The sequence below is a fragment of the Candidatus Hydrogenedentota bacterium genome (genome assembly GCA_035450225.1).
Taxonomy (GTDB): Bacteria; Hydrogenedentota; Hydrogenedentia; order Hydrogenedentales; family SLHB01; genus DSVR01.
In genome coordinates this window covers 1-22,560 of the sequence record DAOTMJ010000020.1, presented here as the reverse complement: position 1 = coordinate 22,560, position 22,560 = coordinate 1, and the positions used below count along the sequence as shown (strand labels likewise).

The 22,560-nt window shown below is 60.1% G+C and carries 21 protein-coding genes; all 21 read left to right on the top strand.

Features of this window, described 5'->3' with window-relative positions; all coding sequences use genetic code 11:
- Window positions 1-11 precede the first annotated feature (11 nt).
- The 21 genes from P5540_11800 to P5540_11700 all read left to right on the top strand — a co-directional run bounded on the left by P5540_11800 (window position 12) and on the right by P5540_11700 (window position 22,500).
- Window positions 12-1,943: a peptide transporter gene (locus P5540_11800; protein ID HRT65499.1), complete on the top strand. Its 1,932-nt coding sequence runs from the start codon at window positions 12-14 to the stop codon at window positions 1,941-1,943.
- 132 nt (window positions 1,944-2,075) lie between these two features.
- Window positions 2,076-3,506 (top strand): Gfo/Idh/MocA family oxidoreductase, encoded by a 1,431-nt coding sequence (locus P5540_11795; protein HRT65498.1) that lies wholly within the window; start codon window positions 2,076-2,078, stop codon window positions 3,504-3,506.
- A gap of 130 nt (window positions 3,507-3,636) precedes the next feature.
- Complete coding sequence (gene deoC / locus P5540_11790) at window positions 3,637-4,287, top strand: deoxyribose-phosphate aldolase (protein ID HRT65497.1); 651 nt, start codon at window positions 3,637-3,639, stop codon at window positions 4,285-4,287.
- 173 nt (window positions 4,288-4,460) lie between these two features.
- Window positions 4,461-5,714, top strand: coding sequence for an alginate export family protein (locus P5540_11785; GenBank protein HRT65496.1), 1,254 nt, complete (start codon window positions 4,461-4,463; stop codon window positions 5,712-5,714).
- Between the two features lie 256 nt (window positions 5,715-5,970).
- Complete coding sequence (locus tag P5540_11780) at window positions 5,971-7,425, top strand: alginate export family protein (protein HRT65495.1); 1,455 nt, start codon at window positions 5,971-5,973, stop codon at window positions 7,423-7,425.
- A gap of 83 nt (window positions 7,426-7,508) precedes the next feature.
- Window positions 7,509-9,548 carry a carboxypeptidase regulatory-like domain-containing protein gene (locus tag P5540_11775; GenBank protein ID HRT65494.1) on the top strand — a complete coding sequence of 680 codons (2,040 nt, stop codon included), beginning with the start codon at window positions 7,509-7,511 and terminating at the stop codon, window positions 9,546-9,548.
- Window positions 9,549-9,667: 119 nt separating this feature from the next.
- Window positions 9,668-10,012, top strand: a complete 345-nt coding sequence (locus P5540_11770; GenBank protein HRT65493.1) for a nitrous oxide-stimulated promoter family protein — start codon at window positions 9,668-9,670, stop codon at window positions 10,010-10,012.
- Between the two features lie 283 nt (window positions 10,013-10,295).
- The gene (locus tag P5540_11765) at window positions 10,296-10,739 is read left to right on the top strand and encodes an NADH-quinone oxidoreductase subunit A (GenBank protein HRT65492.1); all 444 of its coding nucleotides are present in this window, start codon (window positions 10,296-10,298) and stop codon (window positions 10,737-10,739) included.
- A gap of 79 nt (window positions 10,740-10,818) precedes the next feature.
- On the top strand, window positions 10,819-11,322 hold the full coding sequence (gene nuoB, locus P5540_11760; protein ID HRT65491.1) for an NADH-quinone oxidoreductase subunit NuoB: 504 nt from the start codon (window positions 10,819-10,821) through the stop codon (window positions 11,320-11,322).
- A gap of 3 nt (window positions 11,323-11,325) precedes the next feature.
- A complete protein-coding gene (locus P5540_11755; protein HRT65490.1) occupies window positions 11,326-11,799 on the top strand; it encodes an NADH-quinone oxidoreductase subunit C in 474 nt (157 codons plus the stop codon).
- Complete coding sequence (locus P5540_11750; GenBank protein ID HRT65489.1) at window positions 11,800-12,945, top strand: NADH-quinone oxidoreductase subunit D; 1,146 nt, start codon at window positions 11,800-11,802, stop codon at window positions 12,943-12,945. It abuts the gene before it with no gap.
- 125 nt (window positions 12,946-13,070) lie between these two features.
- Window positions 13,071-14,165: an NADH-quinone oxidoreductase subunit H gene (locus P5540_11745; GenBank protein HRT65488.1), complete on the top strand. Its 1,095-nt coding sequence runs from the start codon at window positions 13,071-13,073 to the stop codon at window positions 14,163-14,165.
- A complete protein-coding gene (locus P5540_11740; protein ID HRT65487.1) occupies window positions 14,162-14,755 on the top strand; it encodes a 4Fe-4S binding protein in 594 nt (197 codons plus the stop codon). The genes P5540_11745 and P5540_11740 overlap by 4 nt, the downstream gene beginning before the upstream one ends.
- On the top strand, window positions 14,752-15,288 hold the full coding sequence (locus P5540_11735) for an NADH-quinone oxidoreductase subunit J (protein ID HRT65486.1): 537 nt from the start codon (window positions 14,752-14,754) through the stop codon (window positions 15,286-15,288). Before P5540_11740 ends, P5540_11735 begins: the two co-directional genes overlap by 4 nt.
- Window positions 15,285-15,650 carry an NADH-quinone oxidoreductase subunit NuoK gene (gene nuoK / locus P5540_11730; protein ID HRT65485.1) on the top strand — a complete coding sequence of 122 codons (366 nt, stop codon included), beginning with the start codon at window positions 15,285-15,287 and terminating at the stop codon, window positions 15,648-15,650. The genes P5540_11735 and nuoK overlap by 4 nt, the downstream gene beginning before the upstream one ends.
- A 3-nt stretch (window positions 15,651-15,653) precedes the next feature.
- On the top strand, window positions 15,654-17,801 hold the full coding sequence (gene nuoL / locus P5540_11725; protein HRT65484.1) for an NADH-quinone oxidoreductase subunit L: 2,148 nt from the start codon (window positions 15,654-15,656) through the stop codon (window positions 17,799-17,801).
- On the top strand, window positions 17,798-18,223 hold the full coding sequence (locus P5540_11720) for a GxxExxY protein (protein ID HRT65483.1): 426 nt from the start codon (window positions 17,798-17,800) through the stop codon (window positions 18,221-18,223). The genes nuoL and P5540_11720 overlap by 4 nt, the downstream gene beginning before the upstream one ends.
- Before the next feature lie 74 nt (window positions 18,224-18,297).
- The gene (locus P5540_11715; protein ID HRT65482.1) at window positions 18,298-19,830 is read left to right on the top strand and encodes an NADH-quinone oxidoreductase subunit M; all 1,533 of its coding nucleotides are present in this window, start codon (window positions 18,298-18,300) and stop codon (window positions 19,828-19,830) included.
- A 29-nt stretch (window positions 19,831-19,859) separates the two neighbouring features.
- Window positions 19,860-20,510 (top strand): DedA family protein, encoded by a 651-nt coding sequence (locus tag P5540_11710; protein ID HRT65481.1) that lies wholly within the window; start codon window positions 19,860-19,862, stop codon window positions 20,508-20,510.
- Window positions 20,511-20,520: 10 nt separating this feature from the next.
- The gene (locus tag P5540_11705) at window positions 20,521-22,053 is read left to right on the top strand and encodes an NADH-quinone oxidoreductase subunit N (GenBank protein HRT65480.1); all 1,533 of its coding nucleotides are present in this window, start codon (window positions 20,521-20,523) and stop codon (window positions 22,051-22,053) included.
- A 12-nt stretch (window positions 22,054-22,065) separates the two neighbouring features.
- Window positions 22,066-22,500, top strand: coding sequence for a hypothetical protein (locus P5540_11700; protein ID HRT65479.1), 435 nt, complete (start codon window positions 22,066-22,068; stop codon window positions 22,498-22,500).
- Window positions 22,501-22,560 lie beyond the last annotated feature (60 nt).

Here is a 22,560-nt window from a genome sequence, read left to right as displayed (position 1 = left end):
TGGATCTTTGTATGATCGTTAGCGAACCATTGCGGGAAGACCTCGAGTTCCGGGACGGATTTTCGATTCGGACGATGATCGGCGCGATCTTCGTCGGTTTCGTAATGATGCCCGGAACCATTTACCTTGGCCTTGTCGCCGGGTCCGGACTCGGTCCCGCCGCACAATGGGTCACGATTATCCTCTTCACCGAAATGGCGCGGCGCTCGTTTACAACGCTCAAACGCCAGGAAGTCTATATTCTTTATTACATGGCCGCGGCGCTTGCGATGACGGGCGGTCCGTTCGGGGGGCTGATCTGGAACCAGTACCTCGTCCAAAGTCCGCAGGCGATTGGCTTCGGCATTGCGGATTACTTCCCCGAATGGATCGTCCCGCACCGGACCGACGCCGCGATTGCCGGGCGCAACCTCCTCGCCCAGCCGTGGTATATCCCGGTCATGCTGACGACATTCCTTTGGATTATGGGCCGGGCCACGGCGTTGACGACCGGCTACATGCTCTTTCGTATTACCGCCGATGTGGAAAAACTCGCGTTCCCGCTCGCGCCCATCGCGGCGGAAGGCGCCACGGCGCTTGCCGAAACCACCGCGAAGAAAGAGACGTGGCGATGGAACGTGTTCAGCGTCGGCGCGGCCATCGGGCTGGTCTTCGGCGGCGTATACGTCGGCATTCCGGGTTTTACCGGCGTGCTGTTTTCAAAGACCTTGCAGGTCATTCCAATCCCCTTCGTGGACATGACGGAAAGCGCGCATCATGTCTTGCCGGCGGCGCTGGCGGGCGTCAGCCTCGACCTCGGCGCGGTGATCTTCGGCATGGTGCTGCCGTTTGCGATGGTCGCGGGAACGTTCGTCGCCGCGGTGGCATCGGCCTTCGTCGCCAATCCCATCCTGCAGAAAATGGGCATGCTCCCGCATTGGAAACCGGGCATGTCGCTGATCCCGACGAAACTGGCCGTGGATTTCGATTTCTGGATGAGCATCGGCATCGGCGCGTCGCTCTGCGTGGCGATCATCGGCGTCTACAAAGTCTTTCAGGCCTTGCTGACGAAACGCGACATCTCCGAAGGCAGCCTGCTCGAACCGCCCAAAGGCCGCGGCGACATCCGTCTGCGCTGGTGCATCCTCGTCTACGTCGCCGCCAGCACGGCGAGCATTGTCCTGTGCCGCGTTCTGCTCAAGCAGGACACCTTTCCAATGGCGATGCTCCTCGCATACGCGCTCGTGATTACGCCCGCCATCTCGTACGTCAGCGCCCGCATGATCGGCCTCACCGGCAGTCCCGTCGCGTTTCCGTTCCTGCGCGAAGGCAGCCTCATCCTCAGCGGCTACCGCGGGGTGGACATCTGGTTCGCGCCGCTGCCCTTGGCCGACTACGGCCCGACCACGCAGATGTTCCGCGAACTCACGCTGACGCGAACAAAGTTTTCGAGCCTCGTGAAAGTGGAACTGTTCATGCTGCCCATCTGCCTTGTGGCCAGTTACATCTTCTGGGCGTTCTTTTGGCACATCGAGTCCATCCCCTCGGCGACGTATCCGTTCACCGCGAAAATGTGGCCGCTCCAGGCCACATACCAATGCCTGTTCATGACCGCCACGACCGGCGAAAACTCGTGGCTCGTGCAGTCTATTCGCCTGCCCTTCATCCTCGGCGGCATTGGTTTTGGATTCCTCATGCTCGGTATCACCACCGTCGCCGGTCTTCCGCCGCTGTTCTTTTACGGTCTCATTGGCGGACTCGGCGCGATTCCCAACGCCGCGATACCCATGTTCGCCGGCGCAATCATCGGACGCCGTGTTTTCGAGCCTCGCTACGGCGCCGAAACATGGCGGCGTTACACACCGGTCCTCGCAGCGGGATATGCGTGTGGCGTCGGACTGATCGGCATGCTCTCGGTCGCCTTCGCCATGGTCGCCAAATCGGTGTCTTCGCTGCCGTACTGACGCCGCGGCACGGCGTTGGCCGCGTTTCATCCATTCCGGGGCTTCGTGTTACTATAGGAGGCGGTTGGCGGCGCCGACACGGGCCGAATACGTCCGGCGCACGAGGTTTACAGTTTGACACGAGGAGAATGAATGATGAAGAAGGGTACGTTTTCCAGACGGCGGTTTTTGGCGGGCACGGCGGCGGCCAGTGCGGCGTTTTCGCTGTTCCCGGGGCGGGTGCTGGGCGCGAACGATCGCGTGAACATCGGCATTATCGGGCTGGGCGGCAAGGGCGGCGCGCATCTCGCCGATTTTGGCAAGATTCCAAACGTGGAGATCCTGGCCGTCTGCGACGCCGACAAGGCGCGCATGGAAAAGGCCGGGGATAAAATCGCAAAACACCAGGATCTGCGCCGCCTGATCGAAATGAAGGATATTGACGCCGTGGTCATCGCCACACCGGACCATTGGCATTGTCTTGCGGCCATCATGGCGTTCCAGGCCGGCAAGCACGCCTATGTCGAGAAGCCTGTCAGCCATTGCATCTGGGAAGGCCGCAAAATGGTCGAGGCGGCGCGGAAGTACAACCGCATCGTGCAGACCGGCACGCAGCAGCGCTCGTGCCCGGCCGTGCAGGAATGCGCGAAAGACATTCAGTCGGGCATGTACGGCAAGGTGTTGTGGGCGCATTGCAGCAAGCTCGACGCGCGCGATCCGATCGGCAAGGTGGACGGCCCCCAGCCGCCGCCCGAAACCGTGGACTACAACCTATGGGCGGGACCCGCACCGATGGCCCCCATCATGCGCAAGGAATTCCATTACGACTGGCATTGGCAGTGGGACTGGGGCACGGGCGAGATGGGCAACTGGGGCGTGCATTATCTCGACGACTTGCGCCATCTGCTCGGATGGGACGACGTGCCCGGCAACGCGATCGCCGCGGGCAACCGCTGGTGGGACGACGACGGCGAAACGCCGAACATGCACATGTGCCTGATGGAACACCGCGGCACGAAGATCGTCATTGACATCCGCAACATGAAGGATCCGAAGAAGGGCGGCGATCAGGGCGCGGTGTATCTCAAGTCGCGCGGCGGCAATTATCTGATGTGCGAAAACGGTTATATCAACATCGCGCGCGGCGGCGGCAAGGCCTTCGACAAGGACGGAAAGCAGATCAAGCAATACAAGGGCACCGGCGGTTCGGGACACGACGCCAATTTCATCAACGCCATACGCGAAGGCAGCAACAAGTCGCTGGCCGCTGAAATCGAAATCGGCCACATGAGCACAGTCTTGTGCCACCAGGCCAATATCGCGTTCCGCGTCGGCAAGGCGGCTTCCGTCGAGGAAGTCCGCGAGAGCGTCAAGCAGCATGAGGACGCCCTGAACACTCTCGAAAGCATGGTCGAACAACTCCATGGCAACGCCGTGGATCTCAAGGCGAAACCCTTTATCCTCGGTCCCAAACTCACTTACGACGCCAAAACGGAAACGTTCACCGGCGATCATGCCGAAGAGGCCAACGCATTCGTGAAGCGGATCTATCGCGAACCGTTCGTTGTGCCGGATAATGTGTGATCGGCCGGGCGAAATCGCTCCCCGTGCTTGAAAAGCGTCAAAGGAAACGCGCTGTGTTTTCCAATCGGCGGCTTTCCCTAACACGGTGCAGCCGCAATGCCTCAAACAAGAGGAGCCTTCGATGACACGGATTCAACTGGCGCGCCTGATTGATCATACCCTGTTGCGGGCCGACGCGGCGCGTCCCGATATCGTGGCGTTGTGCGATGCGGCGATCGAATGCGGCTTCGCGGCGGTCGCCGTCAACCCGGTCTGGACAGCTTTTTGCGCGCAACGGCTTGCGGGCTCCGGCATCGGCGTGGATCCGACGATCGGCTTTCCCCTTGGCGCCACGACGGCGCATGTCAAAGTCGAAGAAACGCGCGAAGCCATCGCGAATGGCGCCACCGAAATTGACATGGTCATCAACATCGGCGCCCTGAAATCGGGATACCCGCAATTCGTCGAAAAGGAAATCGCATCCGTCGTCCATGCCGCGGGCAAAACGCCGGTCAAGGTCATCATGGAAACCTGCTATCTGGACGACGCGGAAAAAGTGGCGGTTTGCGAAATGTGCATGCGCGCCGGCGCCGCGTTTGTAAAGACCTCGACCGGGTTTGGGTCCGGCGGCGCAACGGTTGAAGACGTCCGTCTGTTGCGGCAGACGGTTGGACGCAAACTGGGCGTCAAGGCTGCGGGCGGGATTCGCACCTATGCGGACGCATGCGCGATGCTCGATGCCGGCGCGGATCGTCTCGGCACAAGCGCGGGAGTGCAAATCCTTGCCGAAGCGCCCGAATAAAGGGCTTTGGTTGTTTATTTTTTCACAACGTGGCGCTTTGACTTTCCATGGAAGTTTGGAATATACTATGTAACTTGTTTGCGTACAAACGATTGTGGTGGTACTGAGAACAAGATGGAAATCGGATCGTGGTGGGTTTGAAAAATGAACAAATGGATAATGGAGGGAGAGTAATGCGTAAAGTGGCGGTGTTTGTGTTGGCGATTGGGTTGATGGGCATGGCGTATGCCGACCTGCAGAATGTGACGGTCGGCGGCGAATTGCGCATACGCGGCCGCTGGTGGGACGATTGGAACGACACGGGGTTGAAATACGTCGAGCAGTTGACGGCGCTCCATGTCAACGCGGATTTCACGGACAATGTGTCGGCGTTCATTCAGTTTCATTCGTATAATCGTTGGGGTGAAGATTTCCGGTCCAATTATCTTACGGGTTTGGACAGCCGTCCCACCGACGACGTGGCGATTCACCAGGCCTATATCAATGTGGAAGAGTTGTTCGGCGCGCCGCTCCGTCTGCGTGTTGGACGCCAGGAGTTGACCTTCGCCAAGGCATGGCTCCTGGGCAGCCAGACCTCGCCCACCATGTGGTATTCCTACGATGCCCTCCGGCTGACGTACAAGGAAGGGAAATTCACGCTTGACGGCTGGATGTCCAAACTGGTGGAAAATTCACCCAACGAGGAAGACGGCGATGTGGACTACTACGGCCTGTACGCCACCTACAACGCGTGCGATTGGTTCAACGTATCGCCCTACTGGGTTTACATCCGCGACGGCCGCACGCCTGGCGTAAGCCATCTGCACACCCCGGCCCTGCGGGTGTGGGGCGCGGGAAGCGGTTTCGACTACAATGTCGAACTGGCCTACCAGTTCGGCGAATCCGAACAGGCCTCGGCCATCTTCAAGCACGACCTTGACTACAACGCCTTTGCCGGCGACGTGGAGATGGGTTACACGTTCGACGCGAACTGCAAGCCGCGCGTATTCGTCGGCGGCGCCTACTTCGGCGGCGAGGACAATCCGAACACCGACGACGACCTTTCGTTCAACCGCCTGTTTTCCGGCCAGTGGTATTCCTCGATTCTCGACATTCGCGACGGCGCCAGCGCCATGACCAATTTCTGGCAGGTGCGCGGCGGGCTTACCGCCAATGCGACCAAGGCCATCAGCACGGGATTGAGCCTGGCCTATTTCGGCATCGTGGACGCCATTGACAACGCCGACGACGGCATCGGCACGATGTCCCATGTCTGGGTGCGGTACCAATACAGCGCCGACCTGTGGCTCCGGATCGGTTGGGAGCATCTGTTCAAGGAGGACGGCCTGACCGACGGCAACTGGATCTTCCACAACGGTTTGAGCCGTCCGACGCTCAACGACCGGGATGCCGATTACCTGTATTTCGACACGCAGGTTAAATTTTAGTCTACTGAATCGCGACCGTCCTTGTTGAAAGCGGCTAGGCGGAGCGCTCGTGCAGGCTCCGCCTGGTTTTTTCCAAATCCGGCGGTTTCACGAACCCAAATCCGGCAGTGGAAATCAAAGGAAATCACCCTATCCCATGGAAGAGATGGACGTTGTGGACGATAGAAACCCGCAAGGCGCTTCGCCATACGGAAGAAATCCACCGGGTCCACAAAGTCCATTTCGTCCACGGATTGAGCGAAGGCCCGGCGTTCCAATGACGAATTCGGGTTCATGGAGGGTTACGGCGCGCAAGGCCGTGCTGCTTGCGATGGTCGCAGGCTTGACGGGAATGGCGCGGGCCGATTTGCAAAACGTGCAAACGGGCGGGCGGATCGTAATTCGCGGGCGTTGGATCCACAACACCTTCAACGAATCCAGGGCCGCCGTATTGCACAACGGTTTTCCCAGCCTATACGCGTGGGACGAAACGAATGATTGGACCTCTGTTGAACAGGCCACCTCGTGGCACGCGCGCGCGGATTTTACCGGTGGCGTTTCGGCGTTTGTCGAGTTCTACGCGTATCATTTCTGGGGCGACGGGTTTCGGAGCGATTACCTGGGCGGTATTGACGCGCGCCCCGGCGGCGATCCCCGTCTCAACGCCAGTCTTCTGCAGGGGTACGTGGAAACCAACGACACGTTCGGACTTCCTTTGCGTCTGCGCATTGGCCGCCAATGCATGACCTTCGGCAAGCAACTCCTGATTTCCGATCATTCGACGCCGGTGCAGCGTTTCTCGTTCGATGCCCTTCGCGCCACCTTTACGCCTGTTGACAAAGTGACGATTGATGTATGGATGGCCCAATTGGCGGAGTCCAGCCCCGAAGAAAAGGACGGCGACAGCGCGTTTTACGGGGTGTACGCCACGTATGCCAAAAGCGACGCCGCCAATGCGTCGCTGTACTATTTGTTGCTGCGCGACGCCCGCCGGGCGGACGCGATTTTTTCCGGCGCGCCGGACCTGTACGAACCCACCGTGCTGAACACCGCCGGCGCGCGTTTCTGGGGCAGGAAGGAAGGTTTCGATTACGACGTCGAGGCGGCCTTTCAGTTCGGTCCGGCCGACGGCGAGGCGCTGGCCTTCGCCTCGGCGAACCGTCTTGCCGGCGCGCCGCCCAAAGGCGAACGCTGGAACAATCTGGGTTTCGACGGCGAGATCGGCTATTCCTTCGATGCCGCCTGGAAACCGCGCATTTTCGCGGGCGGCCTGTATTTCGAGGGGGGAGAAATCGAAGACCTCGGCGGCGGGCGATTCGTCATGGGTCCTTCCTTCAATCGCCTGTTTTCCGTTCTGAACTATTGCCCCGTGCTGCAGGACAACGGCAACATGTCGAATTTCGTCCAACTGCGCGCCGGCATGAACTTCGCGCCGCTGGAAAAGGTGCAAGTGACGGTGCGCGGGCAACAGTTATGGGCCGAGCAGTCGTGGCGGCCGCTGCACTCCTCGGACAACCTCGGATTCCACCTCGACACAACCGTCCGGTATTCATTCAACCCGAATCTCCTCGTTCAACTCTACTACGGCCACCTGTTTTCCGGCGCCGCGCTGGGCGACGGCAATTTCACGCACGCGTTCGGCAATGCCTTTGACGCGGGGCGAAACAGCCGCGACGCCGACTACGCCTACTGGATGCTTACGCTCGATTTCCGACGCGTTTTCCAGAAATGACTAGCCGCCGGCCGCCGGTCTGTGGTATTCTATGTATAAAGGAATACAATGCAGGGGCCGTGTTTGAATTGGAGGCGGCAGGGATGTTGAAGATTGGATCGTTGGCAGGCATGGTTGCGGTGTTGTGGGCCGCGACAGCCCTGTCCGAACCGTCCGATCTGGCCACCGGAATATCGCCGCCATCGCGTCCGGCCCGTCCGTTTGCGCGGGGCGGTCCGCGCAACGCTTATATTGAATGGCGGGCCAATCCCGAATACGATCTCAGGGGCTACCATGTCTACCGGCAGGAGGTCGTGGACGCGGAAACCGCGACGCCGGTGGGCGATCCGGTCCGGGTCAACGGGAACAGCCCCGTTTCCAGGACCGAGTTCGTGGACACGGGAATCGAAAAGGATCGCCTTTACTGTTATGTCATCGAGGCCGTCGGCGCGGGCGACGCCGTCAGCGAACGTTCCGAACCCAGCATGCCGCCCGTACACGGCCAACGGCTGCGGGTCTATTTCCCCGATATCTACGCGAATCAGGGGGGCATTTACCGGTTCAAGTCGCCCTCCGACGGATCGCCCCGAATCGCGATTCCCATTGCGACCCAGTGCGCCTACGACATTTCAACCTATGGCATTCAGGTGGCCGTCCATTTGCCACGCAATCTGATCGACAGCGCCGACAGTATTGCCGTGTATCCAAGCGGCCTTATGGGAGGATTTCTCTTTGCGCGAAATGCTTCTGTTTTGGACAATGAAATTATTGAACTTCGGATCATTGCCGCCGGATTGTCCAGTTTGCCGCTGTACGGTGCGGGAACCTTGTTTTACGTTGTGATTACCCCTTCCGAAGCGCTCCTTGCGGGAGAAACCGCCTGCGGCCCGCTGTTGTTCATTAGGGATCAGCCTTTGTTACAAGGCGTGCGATTGTATGATGGCGCGCTCAAACCCATCACGCTCGATCTGGACGATGGCCTGCTGTGCGGCGACGGGCTTTGCGCGGCGCACGGCGACGCAAATTTGGACGGCAGGATTACGGAAGACGACGCGGAATATATCCTCCAAATCGCTGCGGGCGGCGTGCCGGAGCCGGACCCGTGTACACGGCAGGTCGCCGATATCAACCTCGATAATTCCGTGGATCAGGCGGATGCCGTGCTGCTGTTGCGGCGATTGCACGTGCGCGATTTATGGCCGGATCCCATATCCAAGACCAGCGAGTCCGCATGGGATTCGTTCGCCGCGCCGGAAAAAAGCGAAGGCGAGCAACCGCTGGTCCGCATCGGAAACGTCGAAGCCGAGACGGGATCGGAAATCGCCGTGCCCGTGTACATCGAGAACGCGCCGCAGGCCGCCGGGTGCTCGTTTGACGTTACGTTTCCCGCCGGCGCCCTCGGACTGTCGCTGCAATCGGTAGAGCTGGGCGAAGAACTTGCGGAAGCCGGATTCAAACTGGCATGGACCGGTTCCGGAACGGTTTCCGATCGCAACAAGGGGTTCGTGCACGTGGCCATCGCGGGCGGCGGGGCGATCGCCTCGAAGGAACCCGTCACGGCGGCCTACATCAACTTCATGACGCCCAAATCCGGCGGCGAAGGCATGTCCGTGCCGCTTCGCGCCAGCGACGCCGCCCTGACCGATCCCTACGGTTTTACGCCGCGTTACGACGCGCCCAACGCGCCGTCTAGCGCCAATGGATCGATTCAGGTCAAGGGCCTTGTTAATGGATCCATGGCCATACTGGTCGTGGACAGCGCGACTTCCGCGCCGATCGGCAACGCGCAGGTATTCGCGTCGCCCGGCCCCGCTTTTCCGGTCACACAAAACAACGCGGGCGTCTACATTTTCGCCTCGCTGGATCCCGGCGAACACGAGTTTACCGCCCAGGCGCCGGGCTATGTCACCTTGAAGCAAAGGGGACTTGTTCCCAGCGGTGACGTGGGCACGATGACCATGGCGCTTGTCAAGGGTTCGGGTCCGGGAGGCGGCTGCGCCGGCGGCGGCGTCATGGCAACGATTCCGCCATCCGGCATGCGCGGCGGCGCCGCAGATACCGCGATCCTTCTGCTGCTGGCGCTGGCGCTGGCTTCCCGCCGCCTTTTCACGGGGAACCCACGGCCGAAACGCCAGATCCGCTGATCACGTGTTTTCGGCGTTTGTGCCTGTTCGCGCCGCAGAAAAAGCCGGGGAATGTATTTCACGGCTCATGCGTTGTTGGTGGCAGCCGCCATACATGGAAAATGTTAGGGATCTGCCCGATGCTCCCAAAGAACGGCGACTCGAAACGGTTGCGCCGCGAACGGCGGACCATCGTCGAGATGATTGCGCTGTACTGCCGCGATTGCCATGCGCCGGCGAACGGCCTTTGCAACGACTGCCGCGAGTTGATTGCGTACGCGAACGAACGCCTCGACCGGTGCATGTTCCGCGACGACAAGCCGCCCTGCCGGGAATGCCCGGTTCACTGTTACCGCGAATCCATGCGCCATCGCGTCACGGAGGTAATGCGGTATTCCGGTCCGCGCATGCTTCGCCGCCATCCCTATCTCGCCATCATGCACCTCATTGACGGACGCAGGAAATCCGCGAAAATCCACGAATGAACGTGAATACTATTTTCTCTCCCACCATGACAACGGCCGACTTTGTGGAAAATCTTTGCGTTCATTCGCGGTTTTTGGCTTCTTCCCGCCGCGGCCGGCATCGATCCTTGTGCGCCCCGCGTTCTTTTGACTTTGCAGAGAAACGCATGGCATAATCATGAAACCCTATCAGGTCCTGATGTCTGAAGTACTCGCCCCGGCCTTTCGCGCTGCGTCTGGCGGTTGGGCGGCAGGGCGTGTGTCCGAAGTCCGCCCATGGCGCGGAAGCGTCTCGTTGTTGGCAGTGAACATTCTGGTTGGGTCGTTGTGTTTCATGTATATTGAATTTGCATCGGTGTTGGTCTTTTTGGCCCTAGGCTTCGTCTTTGTCGTCGGGAGTCTCCTCTTTGGATGGCTGGTTCGCTTGAGCCGCCCGACGCCCGACAAGCGCCGCATCTACGAGTGCGGCGAACCCACCATCGGCTCGGCGTGGATTCGCTACAACAGCCGTTTTTACACGGTGGCGCTCGTCTACCTCCTGTTTGATGTGGAAGTCGTTGTGCTGGTTCCCGCCGCGCTGGTTCTGCGTGAATTCGCGGGCGCGGGCATGGCCTTTGCCGCGTTGATAGGGGTGCTCGTGTTCCTGGGCGTGCTCGCACTTGGCTTGGCCTACGAATGGGCCAACGGCAACTTGGACTGGATCGGCGAGACGTGGAAGGCGGAATCCGGAGAGCAGGCCCGTGGCTGACGATCGCAAGAAAACGCCCGAGGAGTTGTTCGCCGAGGCGGTCCGCGATCCGCGCGATCTGACGCGCTACCTGCATTATTTGAAACAAACGAAATCGGAAGGAATGTCGGTGCTGGTGGCGCCGCTCGACGCGGCGATCAACTGGTCGCGTGCGAATGCGCTGTGGCCGCTGACGTTCGGGCTGGCCTGCTGCGCCATCGAGATGATGGCCGTCGGCGCAGCAAAATACGACCTCGACCGTTTCGGCGCGGGGGCGTTTCGTCCAACTCCGCGACAGGCCGACCTGATGATCGTGGCCGGCACGGTCACGCACAAGATGGCCCCGCGCGTGAAGCGCCTGTTCGATCAGATGCCGGAGCCCAAGTATGTGATGGCGATGGGCGCCTGCACGATAGGCGGCGGCCCCTATTCGGTGCACGGTTATCATGTGGTCAAGGGCATAGACCGGTTCCTGCCGGTGGACGTGTATGTGCCGGGGTGTCCGCCGCGGCCCGAGGCGCTGATTGACGCGCTGCTCTGGCTGCAACAGAAAATCGCGCAGGAGCGCCCGTTGATCAAACGTTACAGCAAGGAGACCGCATAGGCCGTGGATATTCAGTCCATTCACGCGCTGCTGCGCGAACGATTCGATCGCCTCGTCGGCGAACTTCGGACGCCGGAACGCGGCGACGCCTTCATCGTTGTGGCCGCGGAAGGTCTCGCGGACGTGTGCCGTTTTCTGCGGGACCACGACGCGACGCGGTTCGATTTTCTCCGCCTGATTTCCACGGTGGACCGGGGCGCCCAATTGTCGTCGGTCTATCATCTTTATTCGTACCAGCATTCCCATTCGCTTGTGTTGCGCGTGGATGTGGACCGCGAGACGCCCCGCGTGCCGTCCGTGTCTTCGGTATGGGCGTCCGCCGAATGGCATGAACGCGAGGCATTCGACATGATGGGAATTGTTTATGAAAACCATCCCGAATTGACACGCATTCTGCTGCCGGACGACTGGGAAGGATACCCGTTGCGCAAGGATTACCAGGCGCCGACGGAATATCATGGGTTGACCAACGCATAGATGACCCACGAAACCACGAGAGAATACGCCGACTCGCTGAGGACGGAAGAACTGCTCATCAACATGGGCCCGCAGCATCCCTCCACGCACGGCGTGTTGCGGCTCATTGTGCAAACCGACGGCGAGATGGTCCGGCGGACGTGGCCGCAAATCGGCTTCCTGCACCGCTGCTTTGAAAAAATCGCCGAATCGCTCGATTATGCGAAGGTCATCCCGTACACGGACCGCATGGATTATCTCGGTTCGATGAACAATCCGCTGCCGTTCTGTCTTGCCGTGGAAAAACTCGGCGGCTTTGCGGTGCCGGATCGCGCATCGTATCTGCGTGTGATCATGGCGGAATTGAACCGTATCGCGTCGCATTTGCTGGCGTTCGGCACGTATGCGCTCGACCTCGGCGCGTTCACGCCCTTCCTGTACGGATTTCGCGAACGCGAAATGATCCTTTCCATCTTTGAAAAGATCAGCGGCGGACGCCTGCTCTACCATTACCCCCGCATCGGCGGCGTCGCGCGCGACATGACGCCGGAAATCGCCGCCGACATTCGCGCCTTCCTCGTGCAGATGCGCAAGGTATGGCCGGAATACAACACCCTGCTCAGCAAGAATCAGATCTTCGTCAAGCGCACGGCCAATGTGGGCGTGATTCCGCGCGAACAGGCCATCGCCTACGGCTTGACCGGGCCGTGCCTGCGCGGCAGCGGGGTCGCGTTCGACTTGCGGAAGGCGCATCCCTACTGCGGCTACGAACATTTCTCGTTCGACGTGCCGGTGGGCGAAGGCGCCATGGGAACGACCGGCGACTGCTGGGACCGTTACTGGGTCCGCATGGTCGAGATGATGGAAAGCTGCAAGATTGTCGAACAGGCGCTCGACGGCCTGCCCGAAGGGCCGTTTTTCGAGAAAGTGGGCCGTTCGTTCGATCTGCCCGAAGGCGAGGCGTACGTTCCGTGCGAAAATCCGCGCGGCGAATTGGGATTTTACGTGGTCGCCGACGGTTCATCGAAGGCGTTGCGCGTCAAGTCGCGCGCGCCGTCGTTCTGCAACCTGTGCATAACCGACGCGGTTTGCCGCGACGTGTTGTTGGCGGACGTGGTCGCGATTATCGGCTCGATCGATATCGTGTTGGGTGAAGTGGACCGATGAACGATGTAATCCAGACATTCCATGAGTCGGGCGCGGGCGCGTTGTTTCCGCCGTTGCTGCACGTCCCGTCATGGCTGCCGTTTGTGCTGGCGTACCTCGTGGGCGGCGGGATCATCGTTGCTTTCATGGCGATCATGGCGTTGGTGTGGACCTACGGCGAACGGCGCATCGCCGGATTCATCCAGGTGCGGCTTGGTCCGAACCGCGTGGGGCCGTTGGGCATTCTGCAGCCACTCGCCGACGCCATCAAACTACTCGCCAAAGAGGACATCATGCCGTCGGCGGCGAACTGGAGTCTGTTTACGGCCGCGCCGATCCTGGTGTTCCTCGGCGCGATGCTTCCCTTCGCGGTGCTTCCGTTCAGCGAACGCATCGTGCTGACCAACATGCAGCTGGGGCTCTATTTCGTGCTGGCTTTCCAGGCCATCGAAGTCATCGGCATCCTGATGGCCGGCTGGGGACCGGGCAGCAAGTGGTCGCTCTACGGCGGCATGCGCCTCGCCGCGCAGATGCTGTCCTACGAAATTCCGATGGGCCTGTGCGTGCTCGTCGTCATCTTCCTGGCCGGTTCATTGAATCTCGGCGAAATCGTCGCGTGGCAATCGCAAGGGCCGTGGATACTCGGCTGGGCGATTTTCCGTTCGCCCGCGGCGTTCGTGGCCTTTTTCATGTTCTACATCGCGGGGCTGGCCGGAACGAAACGGGCGCCTTTCGACCTGCCCGAGGCGGAAAGCGAACTGGTGGCGGGCTACCATACCGAATACTCCGGTCTGCGTTTCGCCTTTTTCTTCATGTCCGAGTACGCGGCAATGTACGTTGTGTGCGCGCTGGCGGCGATCCTGTTCCTAGGCGGCTGGCACGGACCGATTCCACGCCCGGCCTTGCCGGAAAACGCGGCGTTTTTCAACACGTGGCTGGATGCGATTCATGCGCAAGCCGGCGGCGGGTTGTCGGTGGCGGCGTCCCTCGAAGTGTTTGCCGCCACGCTGGCCGGCACGGCTTTCAGCAGACTCGGGCTGACGATTGCCGCGTACGAGATCGTCGGCGTAATCAACATGTTTCTCAAGGCCTTCGGCCTGTATTTCGTGATGATTTGGGTGCGCTGGACCTTGCCGCGCATCCGCATTGACCAGGTCATGTACTTGTGCTTGAAGGTGTTGCTGCCTATCGGTCTTGTCTGCGCGACGTGGGCGGCGATCCAGGTGGTGGTGTTTCCATGAAGACGGCGGAAAAGAAAAATCCCGTGGCGCAATACTTCGCCGATATCTGGGCGGGGATATACACCACGTATGCCGGGATGAAGATCACCATCGAATACTTCTTTGGCAAGAAAGTCACGATGCGCTATCCGGAGGAAAAGCCGGTCATTCCGCCGGGCCACCGGGGCGTGCATGTGTACGACGAGTCGAAATGCACCGGTTGCCGCGCATGCGCGCGCGCGTGCCCTGTGGACTGCATCGGCATCGATCTGCTGGGCCGGGGCCGCGACGTGATGCTGCTGCAATTCGACATTGACTACGCGCGCTGCCTTTTCTGCAATTTGTGCGCGGAGGCGTGCCCGTTCAACGCGCTGGCCCTTTCGGAAAAATACAACCTTGCGTGCGGTTCGCGCGGGGATTGCCTGCGGCATTTTGCCCGTCCCAAATCGCAAGAGGAAATGGACGAATTCAAGGCGCTTCTCGCGCGCAAGGAAGCCGAACGCAAGGAGGCGCAGGCCAAAAAGGAAGCGGAACGAAAAGCAAGGGAAGAAGCCGAACGCAAGGCGCGCGAAGAGGCGGAACGAAACGCGCAGGAGCAACCGGAACAATGAACACGGACACGGCCATCCAAACCGTCGCGATCTGGCAGGGCCCGAACATCGCGTTCTGGATGATCACCCTGCTGGTGCTGGGGTCCGGCGCGGTCGCCGCGCTGAGCCGAAGCATCGTCGTGGCCGCATTTTCGTTGTTTTTCACGCTGCTCGGCATGGCCGGGTATTACGTCCTGCTCGGCTCCAGTTTCCTCGCGGTCACGCAGGTCATCATTTACGTCGGCGGCATTCTTGTGTTGCTCATGTTCGGCATATTGCTCACCGCGCGTCCGATGCAGCGCGACCCGAAAGACACCCACTGGCTCTATCTGCTGGCCGGCACGCTCAGCGCGGCGCTCTTTGTCGTGCTGGCGCATCTAATCTGGACCGTGCCATGGCGTGCCGGGCCGATTCAGAACCCGCCTGTCGGCGACGTGCGGCCCATCGGCCATGCGCTGCTGACAACCTACCTGCTGCCTTTTGAGGTCGCGGGTATGACGCTGCTCCTATGCCTTGTTGGAGCGGCCTACCTCGTCAGGAGGCGCGAGCGATGAATACAACCCTGCTGACCTCCGCCGGATTTTCCTCGACACAGCCGGTCGGACTGCTTTGGTATCTGACTGCGGCGGCGATCCTTTTCGCGCTCGGCCTGACGGCCTGCATGGCGCGCCGGAACGCCATCGGCATCCTGATCGGTCTCGAACTGATCCTGAACGCGGCGATCCTCAATTTCATGGCGTTCTGGCGATTCGGGCAATCCGCCACAAACGACACTTCAATGGCCGGACCGATGATGGGCATCTTCATCATCGTCTTGGCGGCCTGCGAGGCCGCCGTGGCGCTGGCCATTCTTCTGAACCTGTATTTCAACTTCGGATCCGTCGAAGTGGACAAAGCCAACCGGATGAGGCTCTAACGCATGGACCACACGATGCTGAAATGCGGCCTGGCGATCTTCGCGCTCCCGCTGGTTTCGTTCGTCGTGCTGGGCCTGTTCAACAAGCGCCTGCCCCGGCGCGGCGATTTCATCGCCACGAGCGTCATGGGGCTGGCGCTCGGATTGTCGCTGTACGTCTTCTGGCGCGCGTGGAGCGATCCGCGCCCGGTCTTCGTGAACCTTTCGTTCGCGTGGCTGCCGATGGAAGTCAACAAGGCCGTGCTCGGCGGCATCCTGATTGACCGGCTTACCGCCGTCATGCTCGTCGTTGTCACGCTGGTCAGTTTTCTCGTGCATCTGTTCTCGACGAAATACATGGAAGGCGACGTCCGATACGGGCGTTACTTCGCCGGCCTATTGCTCTTCACCGTGTCCATGCTCGGACTCGTCCTTGCGAACAACCTGCTGTATCTGTATATGTTCTGGGAACTTGTTGGATTGACGTCCTACATACTCATCGGCCACTGGTTCGAGAAGAAGTCCGCGTCCGACGCCGCCATCAAGGCCTTCATCACGACGCGCCTGGGCGACGTGGGCATGTTCATCGGTATCATGGTGTGCTACCTGCAGGTGGGATCGCTGCAATACGGCGATCTGTTCGCGGCGGTCGAGCAGGGCGGCCTGTCGGGCGCATGGCGGACGATTGCCGGCCTCGGCCTGTTCTTCGGCGCGATGGGCAAGAGCGCGCAATTCCCGCTGCATGTCTGGCTGCCCGACGCGATGGAAGGCCCAACGCCCGTCAGCGCGCTGATCCATGCCGCTACGATGGTGGCCGCGGGCGTGTACCTGACCGGCCGCTTGTTGCCGGTGTTCGATCCGCCCACGCTGCTGTTTATCGCGTATATAGGCGGATTCACGGCGTTGTTTGCCGCGACGATTGCGCTCGTGCAGGACGACATCAAGAAAGTCCTCGCCTACTCGACAGTCAGTCAACTCGGCTATATGATCCTTGCGCTCGGCGTCGGCGGTTATGTGTCGGGATTGTTCCATCTCACGACGCACGCCTTCTTCAAGGCCGGCCTGTTTCTCGGCGCGGGCGCGGTCATCCACGCGATGCACCACGAACAGTCCATGAGCAAATACGGCGGCCTGCGCAGAAAAATGCCCATCACGACGGTTTGCTATCTCCTCGCGACGCTGGCGCTGGCGGGATTCCCCGGCTTTTCCGGATTCTGGAGCAAGGACGCGATTCTCGCCGACGTGCTCGCTTTTGCCATGCTCAACGGCCATTGGTTCCTCGTCGTGGCGGGATTTTCCACGGTGTTCCTGACGGCCTTCTACATGTTCCGCCAGTTCTTCCTGACCTTTACCGGCAAGCCGCGAGACCATCACGCCTACGACCACGCGCACGAATCGCCGCTGCCCATGCTCATCCCGCTGATCGTGCTTGGAACGCTCGCGGTCGTGGGCGGCGGGATGGGCGGATGGTTCGGCGCGATGAATCCGGCGAAATCCGGCGTCGAGCAGGTGCGCGGCTTACGCGAAGCCGGTTTCACAACGTCGCTCATGGACAGCGTTGTCCAGCAGTCGCATGACGCGGAAACGCCGCACGCCGCTTCGAGCGAAGCGCATGGCGATCCGCTCGGCGATGCGCATGCCGGCGAACACAGTCCGGAAGCCGAGGCCCGCCACAAGGCGCATTACATGGCCATGGGCCTTTCGACCTGCCTTGCGCTGGCCGGAATTCTCCTGGGCGCCGCATTCTACCTGCAACGCAAAGACGGCAAGACGCTGCTCGATCCCGGTCGCGTGGCGCAACGTTGCAGCCTTGCGCACCGGATTCTCTGGAACAAGTATTATCTCGACGAGGCGTATATGGCGTGTTTCGTCATGACCACGCGCGCGCTGGCCGTAATCTCCGCCACTTTCGACCGCCTCATCATTGACGGCATTGTCAATCTGGCCGGCTGGTGCGGCTGGGCGTGGTCCTACCTCACCGAAATCTTCGACCGAATCGTGGTGGACGGCTGGTTTGTCAACGGCTCCGCGCAAACCACAGCCTACATGGGCCGCCAAGTCAATCAATCCCAAACAGGCTACGTGCGGCAATATCTCATGTTGACCGTGCTCGGCCTGTTGATCATATCGAGTGTGTGTGCGTATGCGTTCTACGGATACTGGCAGCCATGAACGCGACGTGTGTAAAAAAAGGAGATATGGAGATAACGGGGATTACGGAGATGGACTCGAAGACCGATACTCTCACCAGGGAGATTATTGGCGCGATCATCGCCGTCCATTCGAAATTAGGCCCGGGTTTTCTGGAAAGCATCTACCGGAATGCGCTCCGGATCGAACTACAAAGACGTGGGTTGCGTGTAGAAACGGAAAAGTCCGTTTCGATCTTCTATGAAGGCGAGGAAGTGGGCTTGCATAGACTCGATATGCTTGTCGAAGGCACAGTCATTGTGGAACTTAAAACGGTAGAGGCTCTTGGAAAATCACATTACGCACAAGTCCGCTCATACCTGAAAGCAACAGGTTGCCGGACTGCAATATTGGTGAATTTCGCGGACGAAAAGGCGGACTTTCGGAGGATAGAATCGGAATGAATCTCCATTTCATCCCTATTATCCCCTCATCCCCTTTTCTCACACAAAGAACAAGGAAGGCTTGATTCGTCATCATGGACAAGTCGTTGCTAACGTTAATAACATTTCTGCCGCTTGCGGGCGCCGTCGTCATGCTGCTCGCGCCAAACGGGCGGCCGGGCCTGATTCGCGCCATCGCCGCGGCTACAACGGGTATCGTGTTCCTGCTGACGCTGTACCTTTGGTGGATCTTCGACGCCGCCGCCATCAAGACCGGCGGCGCGCTTGCCGCGTATGACGCCCGCACCCTGATCGAAATCCCCTGGATCACGGCGTACAACATCTACTACCGCCTCGGGGTGGACGGCTTGTCGGTCATGCTCATCGTGCTGACCGGCCTGCTGTCGTTCCTTGCAACCTTCAGCGCGTTTTCGGTCGTGAAGCAGGTCAAGGCATTCTACGTTCTTTACATGTTGCTGGTCACGGGCATGATGGGCGTGTTCATGGCGCTCGACTTCTTCCTCTTCTACGTTTTTTGGGAGGTCATGCTGCTGCCGATGTATTTCCTCATCGGCATTTGGGGCGGTCCGCGCAAGGAATACGCCGCCATCAAGTTCTTCATCTACACCCTGCTCGGCTCGGTGCTGATCCTGCTCGTCATGCTCGCCTACTATTTCAAGATGTCCTCGATGGGCCAAGCCCAGTACGCCTTCAATATCCCTGAACTCGTCGCGCGCCAGCCGTTCCACGTGGCCGGCGGGCCGACGCTCTTCCAGTACCTTTTGTTCTGGGGATTGTTCATCGGATTCGCGATCAAGGTTCCGATTTTCCCGTTCCATACCTGGTTGCCCGACGCGCATGTGGAGGCGCCGACAGCCATCTCCGTCATTCTGGCCGGCGTCCTGCTGAAAATGGGCGGGTACGGCTTCCTGCGGTTGAACTGGCCGCTGCTGCCCGATGTGGCCAGTATGCCCGGCGTGATGTGGTTCCTCGCCGTGCTGGGCGTGGTCAATATCATTTACGGCGCGTTGTGCGCGCTTGGCCAGAGCGACTTCAAGCGACTCGTCGCCTATTCATCCGTCAGCCACATGGGCTACGTCCTGCTCGGCATCGCCATTCTCAAAACCGAGGCGGTCAACGGCGCGATCTTCCAGATGTTCGCCCACGGCCTGTCCTCGGCAATGATGTTCATGCTCGTCGGCGTGATCTACGATCGCGCCCATCATCGCGACATTGCGCGGCTCGGCGGCCTCGGCACGCACATGCCGGTGTATTTCGCGCTGGCCGTGGTGGGGTTCTTCGCGTCGCTCGGCCTGCCCTCGCTGGTGGGCTTTATCGGCGAGGTCATGGTCTTGCTCGGCACGTTCCGGTATAGTCCATGGCTGGCGGCCTGTTCGACCGTCGGTTTGCTGCTGACCGCGGGCTATATCCTGTGGACCATGCAGCGTGTCTATCTCGGCAAAGCCAAGCCGGAATACGAGGGGTATCCCGATTGCAACCGGTGGGAATTCATCGCCATCGCGCCCTTGGGCGTTTTGTGCATTGTGTTCGGCATCCTGCCGATGCTTGTGTTGAATGTATACGCCTCCTCGACGGATGTGTTCATGCGGTTGTTCGTGGCGTTGTAAACGGCCATCTGAAAGGCAACTGAGACATGATAGAGTTGATTCAAACGGCGATAAGCGTTTTTCTGCATCTCGACAAGCATCTCGCCACAATCATCGAAAATTACGGCGCATTCACCTACTTGATCCTCTTCGTCATCATTTTCTGCGAGACCGGGCTGGTGGTGACGCCATTCCTGCCCGGCGATTCGCTGTTGTTCGCGGCGGGCGTTTTTGCTTCCCTGGGATCGCTCAATGTCGTGGGCCTGTTGTTCTTGCTGACGGCCGCCGCCATCATCGGCGACACGGTCAATTACTGGGTTGGCCATTTTGTGGGGCCGCGCCTGGTGCGTGGCGAGAAAATCCGGTTCATCAACCAGAAACATCTCGACCGCACGCATGAGTTCTTCGAACGGTACGGCGCCGAGACGATTATCATCGCGCGCTTCGTGCCCATCGTGCGGACGTTCGCGCCGTTCGTCGCGGGCGTGGGCAGCATGACCTATGGCAAGTTTCTCACATACAACGTCGTTGGCGCGTTGCTTTGGGTTTTTCTGTTGACGCTCGGCGGCTATTTCTTCGCCAATGCGCCCGTCGTGAAAGACCATTTTTCACTGGTTATCATCGCCATCATCATCATTTCGTTGTTGCCGGCCGTGTATGAATTTCTCCGGCAATACCGGGCAGCCCAAAAGGAAAAGTGATCCGATCGCTATGAATCCCATGACTTGGCGTGAACTGGCGGGACACGGCAATGCCGTCCTGCCGCACATCGTGGTCGCGGCGACGATCTGCGCGGTCGTCGTGGCCGATCTACTCGTGCCGTTGCGTTCCAGCCGGCGCGTTTGCGGCGGCATAGCACTGGGCGGCACGATGCTCGCCTTTCTATTGCTCGTCGCCCGTTTTGCGCCATCCGCCTCCACCGGCGCAACCTTCCGCGGCATGTTCGTGCACGATCAAGCGGGCACGGTCTTCAACGCGATTCTGTTGATGGGCACGGCGGGCGTCATCCTGTTCTCACTGCGCAGCCGCGAACTCGAATCCTTCCGGCACGGCGAGTATTTTTCGTTGATCCTCGGTGGTCTGATGGGCGCGATGTTTCTCGTCGCATCGGATCACTTTGTCCTGTTCATAATCGGCATGGAAACGCTTTCGATTGGATCCTATGTGCTGGCCGGTTCCGATAAACACAACCGGCTGTCCGCCGAGGCAAGCCTCAAGTACCTCGTGTACGGCGCGGTCGCGTCCGGCGTGATGCTTTTCGGAATCAGTTACTGGTACGGATTGACCGGTACCTTGTCGCTCGGCGCGGGGGGGGCCGAGCTGGTCCGCATGGCCGCCGCCGGCCTCGTAAACCCGCTCGGCATCCTGCTGGTGCTCGCGCTGATTCTGGCGGGCGTAGGCTTCAAGTGCGCCATGGTCCCGTTCCATTTCTGGTGTCCGGATGTCTACCAGGGCGCCCCCACGCCCGTTACGGCCTTCCTCGCCGTCGTGTCGAAAACGGCCGGTTTCGGGGCGTTGTTGCGCATAATGCTGCCCTTTTTCACCGCCGGCGGCACGGGCGGCATGGGCGCGGACATCCTGCCCATCCTGTTCGGCATTCTCGCCGTAGTGACGATGACCTTCGGCAATCTGGCCGCCATCCGCCAGACCGACGTCAAGCGACTGCTCGCGTATTCCTCGATTGCGCACGCCGGCTACCTGTTGCTGGGCCTGACCGTCTACCGGGCTGACGCCATCGAGGCCATCCTGTTTTACCTGTTTGTTTACCTGTTCATGAACCTCGGCGCGTTCTGGGTCGCGATGGCCGTTATCAATCGCGCGGGACGTTCCGACATCGGCGCGTTTCGCGGCATGGCGTCGCGGTCGCCCGTGCTCGCAACCACGATGTTCATCTTCCTGATTGCGTTGACCGGACTGCCGCCCACCGCCGGATTTGTCGGCAAGTTCATGATCTTCAAGGTGGTTATTGCGGCCGGTCTCGGCCATATGCCGGCAACCGGTCTCCTCACCCCGATGGCCCTGTTCTACTTCACCATCGCCGTCATCGGCGTGCTCAACAGCGCCGTGTCGCTTTATTACTACATGACCATCATGCGCGCGATGGCCTTTGAAGCGCCGGAAGAAAACGCCGTCGAAGAGAACGCATGGGACCGCGTCTATGCCCTTGGTCTCGCCGTGCCAACCGTCGTCCTGCTGCATTTTTCGCCCGTGCTGGCGATCATCCGCCTTGCGGCGGGTGGATAAGGAAGCCCGTTTATGCTCGACGAAGCAACCGCCACCACACCCCAAGCCACCCTCGATGCGCTCAACCGCGTTTTCATGGATCGCTACCATTCGCTGGCCGAATATATTCTCGAGGCAAGCCCGTATGTCGCACCCGAAAATCAGCGTCTGGTCCAGCGCATCCAGGCCGTGGCGGACTTCGACCGGCAGGAATCCGAACATATCGCCCGGCTTATCGAATCCTTGGGCGGCGTTCCACGCGTCGGGCCTTATCCCCGCCGCATTGCCGAACTCAACTATCTTTCAATCCATTACCTGTGCGGGTTTCTGGCGGATTGTCTTCTCGGCCAGATCGCGGCGTATACCGCGCTCCTGCCTTCGGTGTCGAAATGCCCGGAAGCACGCGACGCGATCATATCCATTATTGCCGCCCTGCACGATCTTGCCGGAACCCTGAAAATGCAATAGAGCGTGTCATCTCTGTCCAAACGGCGGCTTGCAGAAAGCCATTTTGAGTAAATAGACAAC

What these genes read in the sequence shown, in the direction of transcription:
- P5540_11800 (HRT65499.1), top strand. Translation starts at nt 12, where the DNA reads ATGATCGTTAGCGAACCATTGCGGGAAGACCTCGAGTTCCGGGACGGA.
- P5540_11795 (HRT65498.1), top strand. Translation starts at nt 2,076, where the DNA reads ATGATGAAGAAGGGTACGTTTTCCAGACGGCGGTTTTTGGCGGGCACG.
- P5540_11785 (HRT65496.1), top strand. Translation starts at nt 4,461, where the DNA reads ATGCGTAAAGTGGCGGTGTTTGTGTTGGCGATTGGGTTGATGGGCATG.
- P5540_11780 (HRT65495.1), top strand. Translation starts at nt 5,971, where the DNA reads ATGACGAATTCGGGTTCATGGAGGGTTACGGCGCGCAAGGCCGTGCTG.
- P5540_11775 (HRT65494.1), top strand. Translation starts at nt 7,509, where the DNA reads ATGTTGAAGATTGGATCGTTGGCAGGCATGGTTGCGGTGTTGTGGGCC.
- P5540_11770 (HRT65493.1), top strand. Translation starts at nt 9,668, where the DNA reads ATGCTCCCAAAGAACGGCGACTCGAAACGGTTGCGCCGCGAACGGCGG.
- P5540_11750 (HRT65489.1), top strand. Translation starts at nt 11,800, where the DNA reads ATGACCCACGAAACCACGAGAGAATACGCCGACTCGCTGAGGACGGAA.
- P5540_11745 (HRT65488.1), top strand. Translation starts at nt 13,071, where the DNA reads ATGGCGATCATGGCGTTGGTGTGGACCTACGGCGAACGGCGCATCGCC.
- P5540_11740 (HRT65487.1), top strand. Translation starts at nt 14,162, where the DNA reads ATGAAGACGGCGGAAAAGAAAAATCCCGTGGCGCAATACTTCGCCGAT.
- P5540_11735 (HRT65486.1), top strand. Translation starts at nt 14,752, where the DNA reads ATGAACACGGACACGGCCATCCAAACCGTCGCGATCTGGCAGGGCCCG.
- nuoK (HRT65485.1), top strand. Translation starts at nt 15,285, where the DNA reads ATGAATACAACCCTGCTGACCTCCGCCGGATTTTCCTCGACACAGCCG.
- nuoL (HRT65484.1), top strand. Translation starts at nt 15,654, where the DNA reads ATGGACCACACGATGCTGAAATGCGGCCTGGCGATCTTCGCGCTCCCG.
- P5540_11720 (HRT65483.1), top strand. Translation starts at nt 17,798, where the DNA reads ATGAACGCGACGTGTGTAAAAAAAGGAGATATGGAGATAACGGGGATT.
- P5540_11715 (HRT65482.1), top strand. Translation starts at nt 18,298, where the DNA reads ATGGACAAGTCGTTGCTAACGTTAATAACATTTCTGCCGCTTGCGGGC.
- P5540_11705 (HRT65480.1), top strand. Translation starts at nt 20,521, where the DNA reads ATGAATCCCATGACTTGGCGTGAACTGGCGGGACACGGCAATGCCGTC.
- P5540_11700 (HRT65479.1), top strand. Translation starts at nt 22,066, where the DNA reads ATGCTCGACGAAGCAACCGCCACCACACCCCAAGCCACCCTCGATGCG.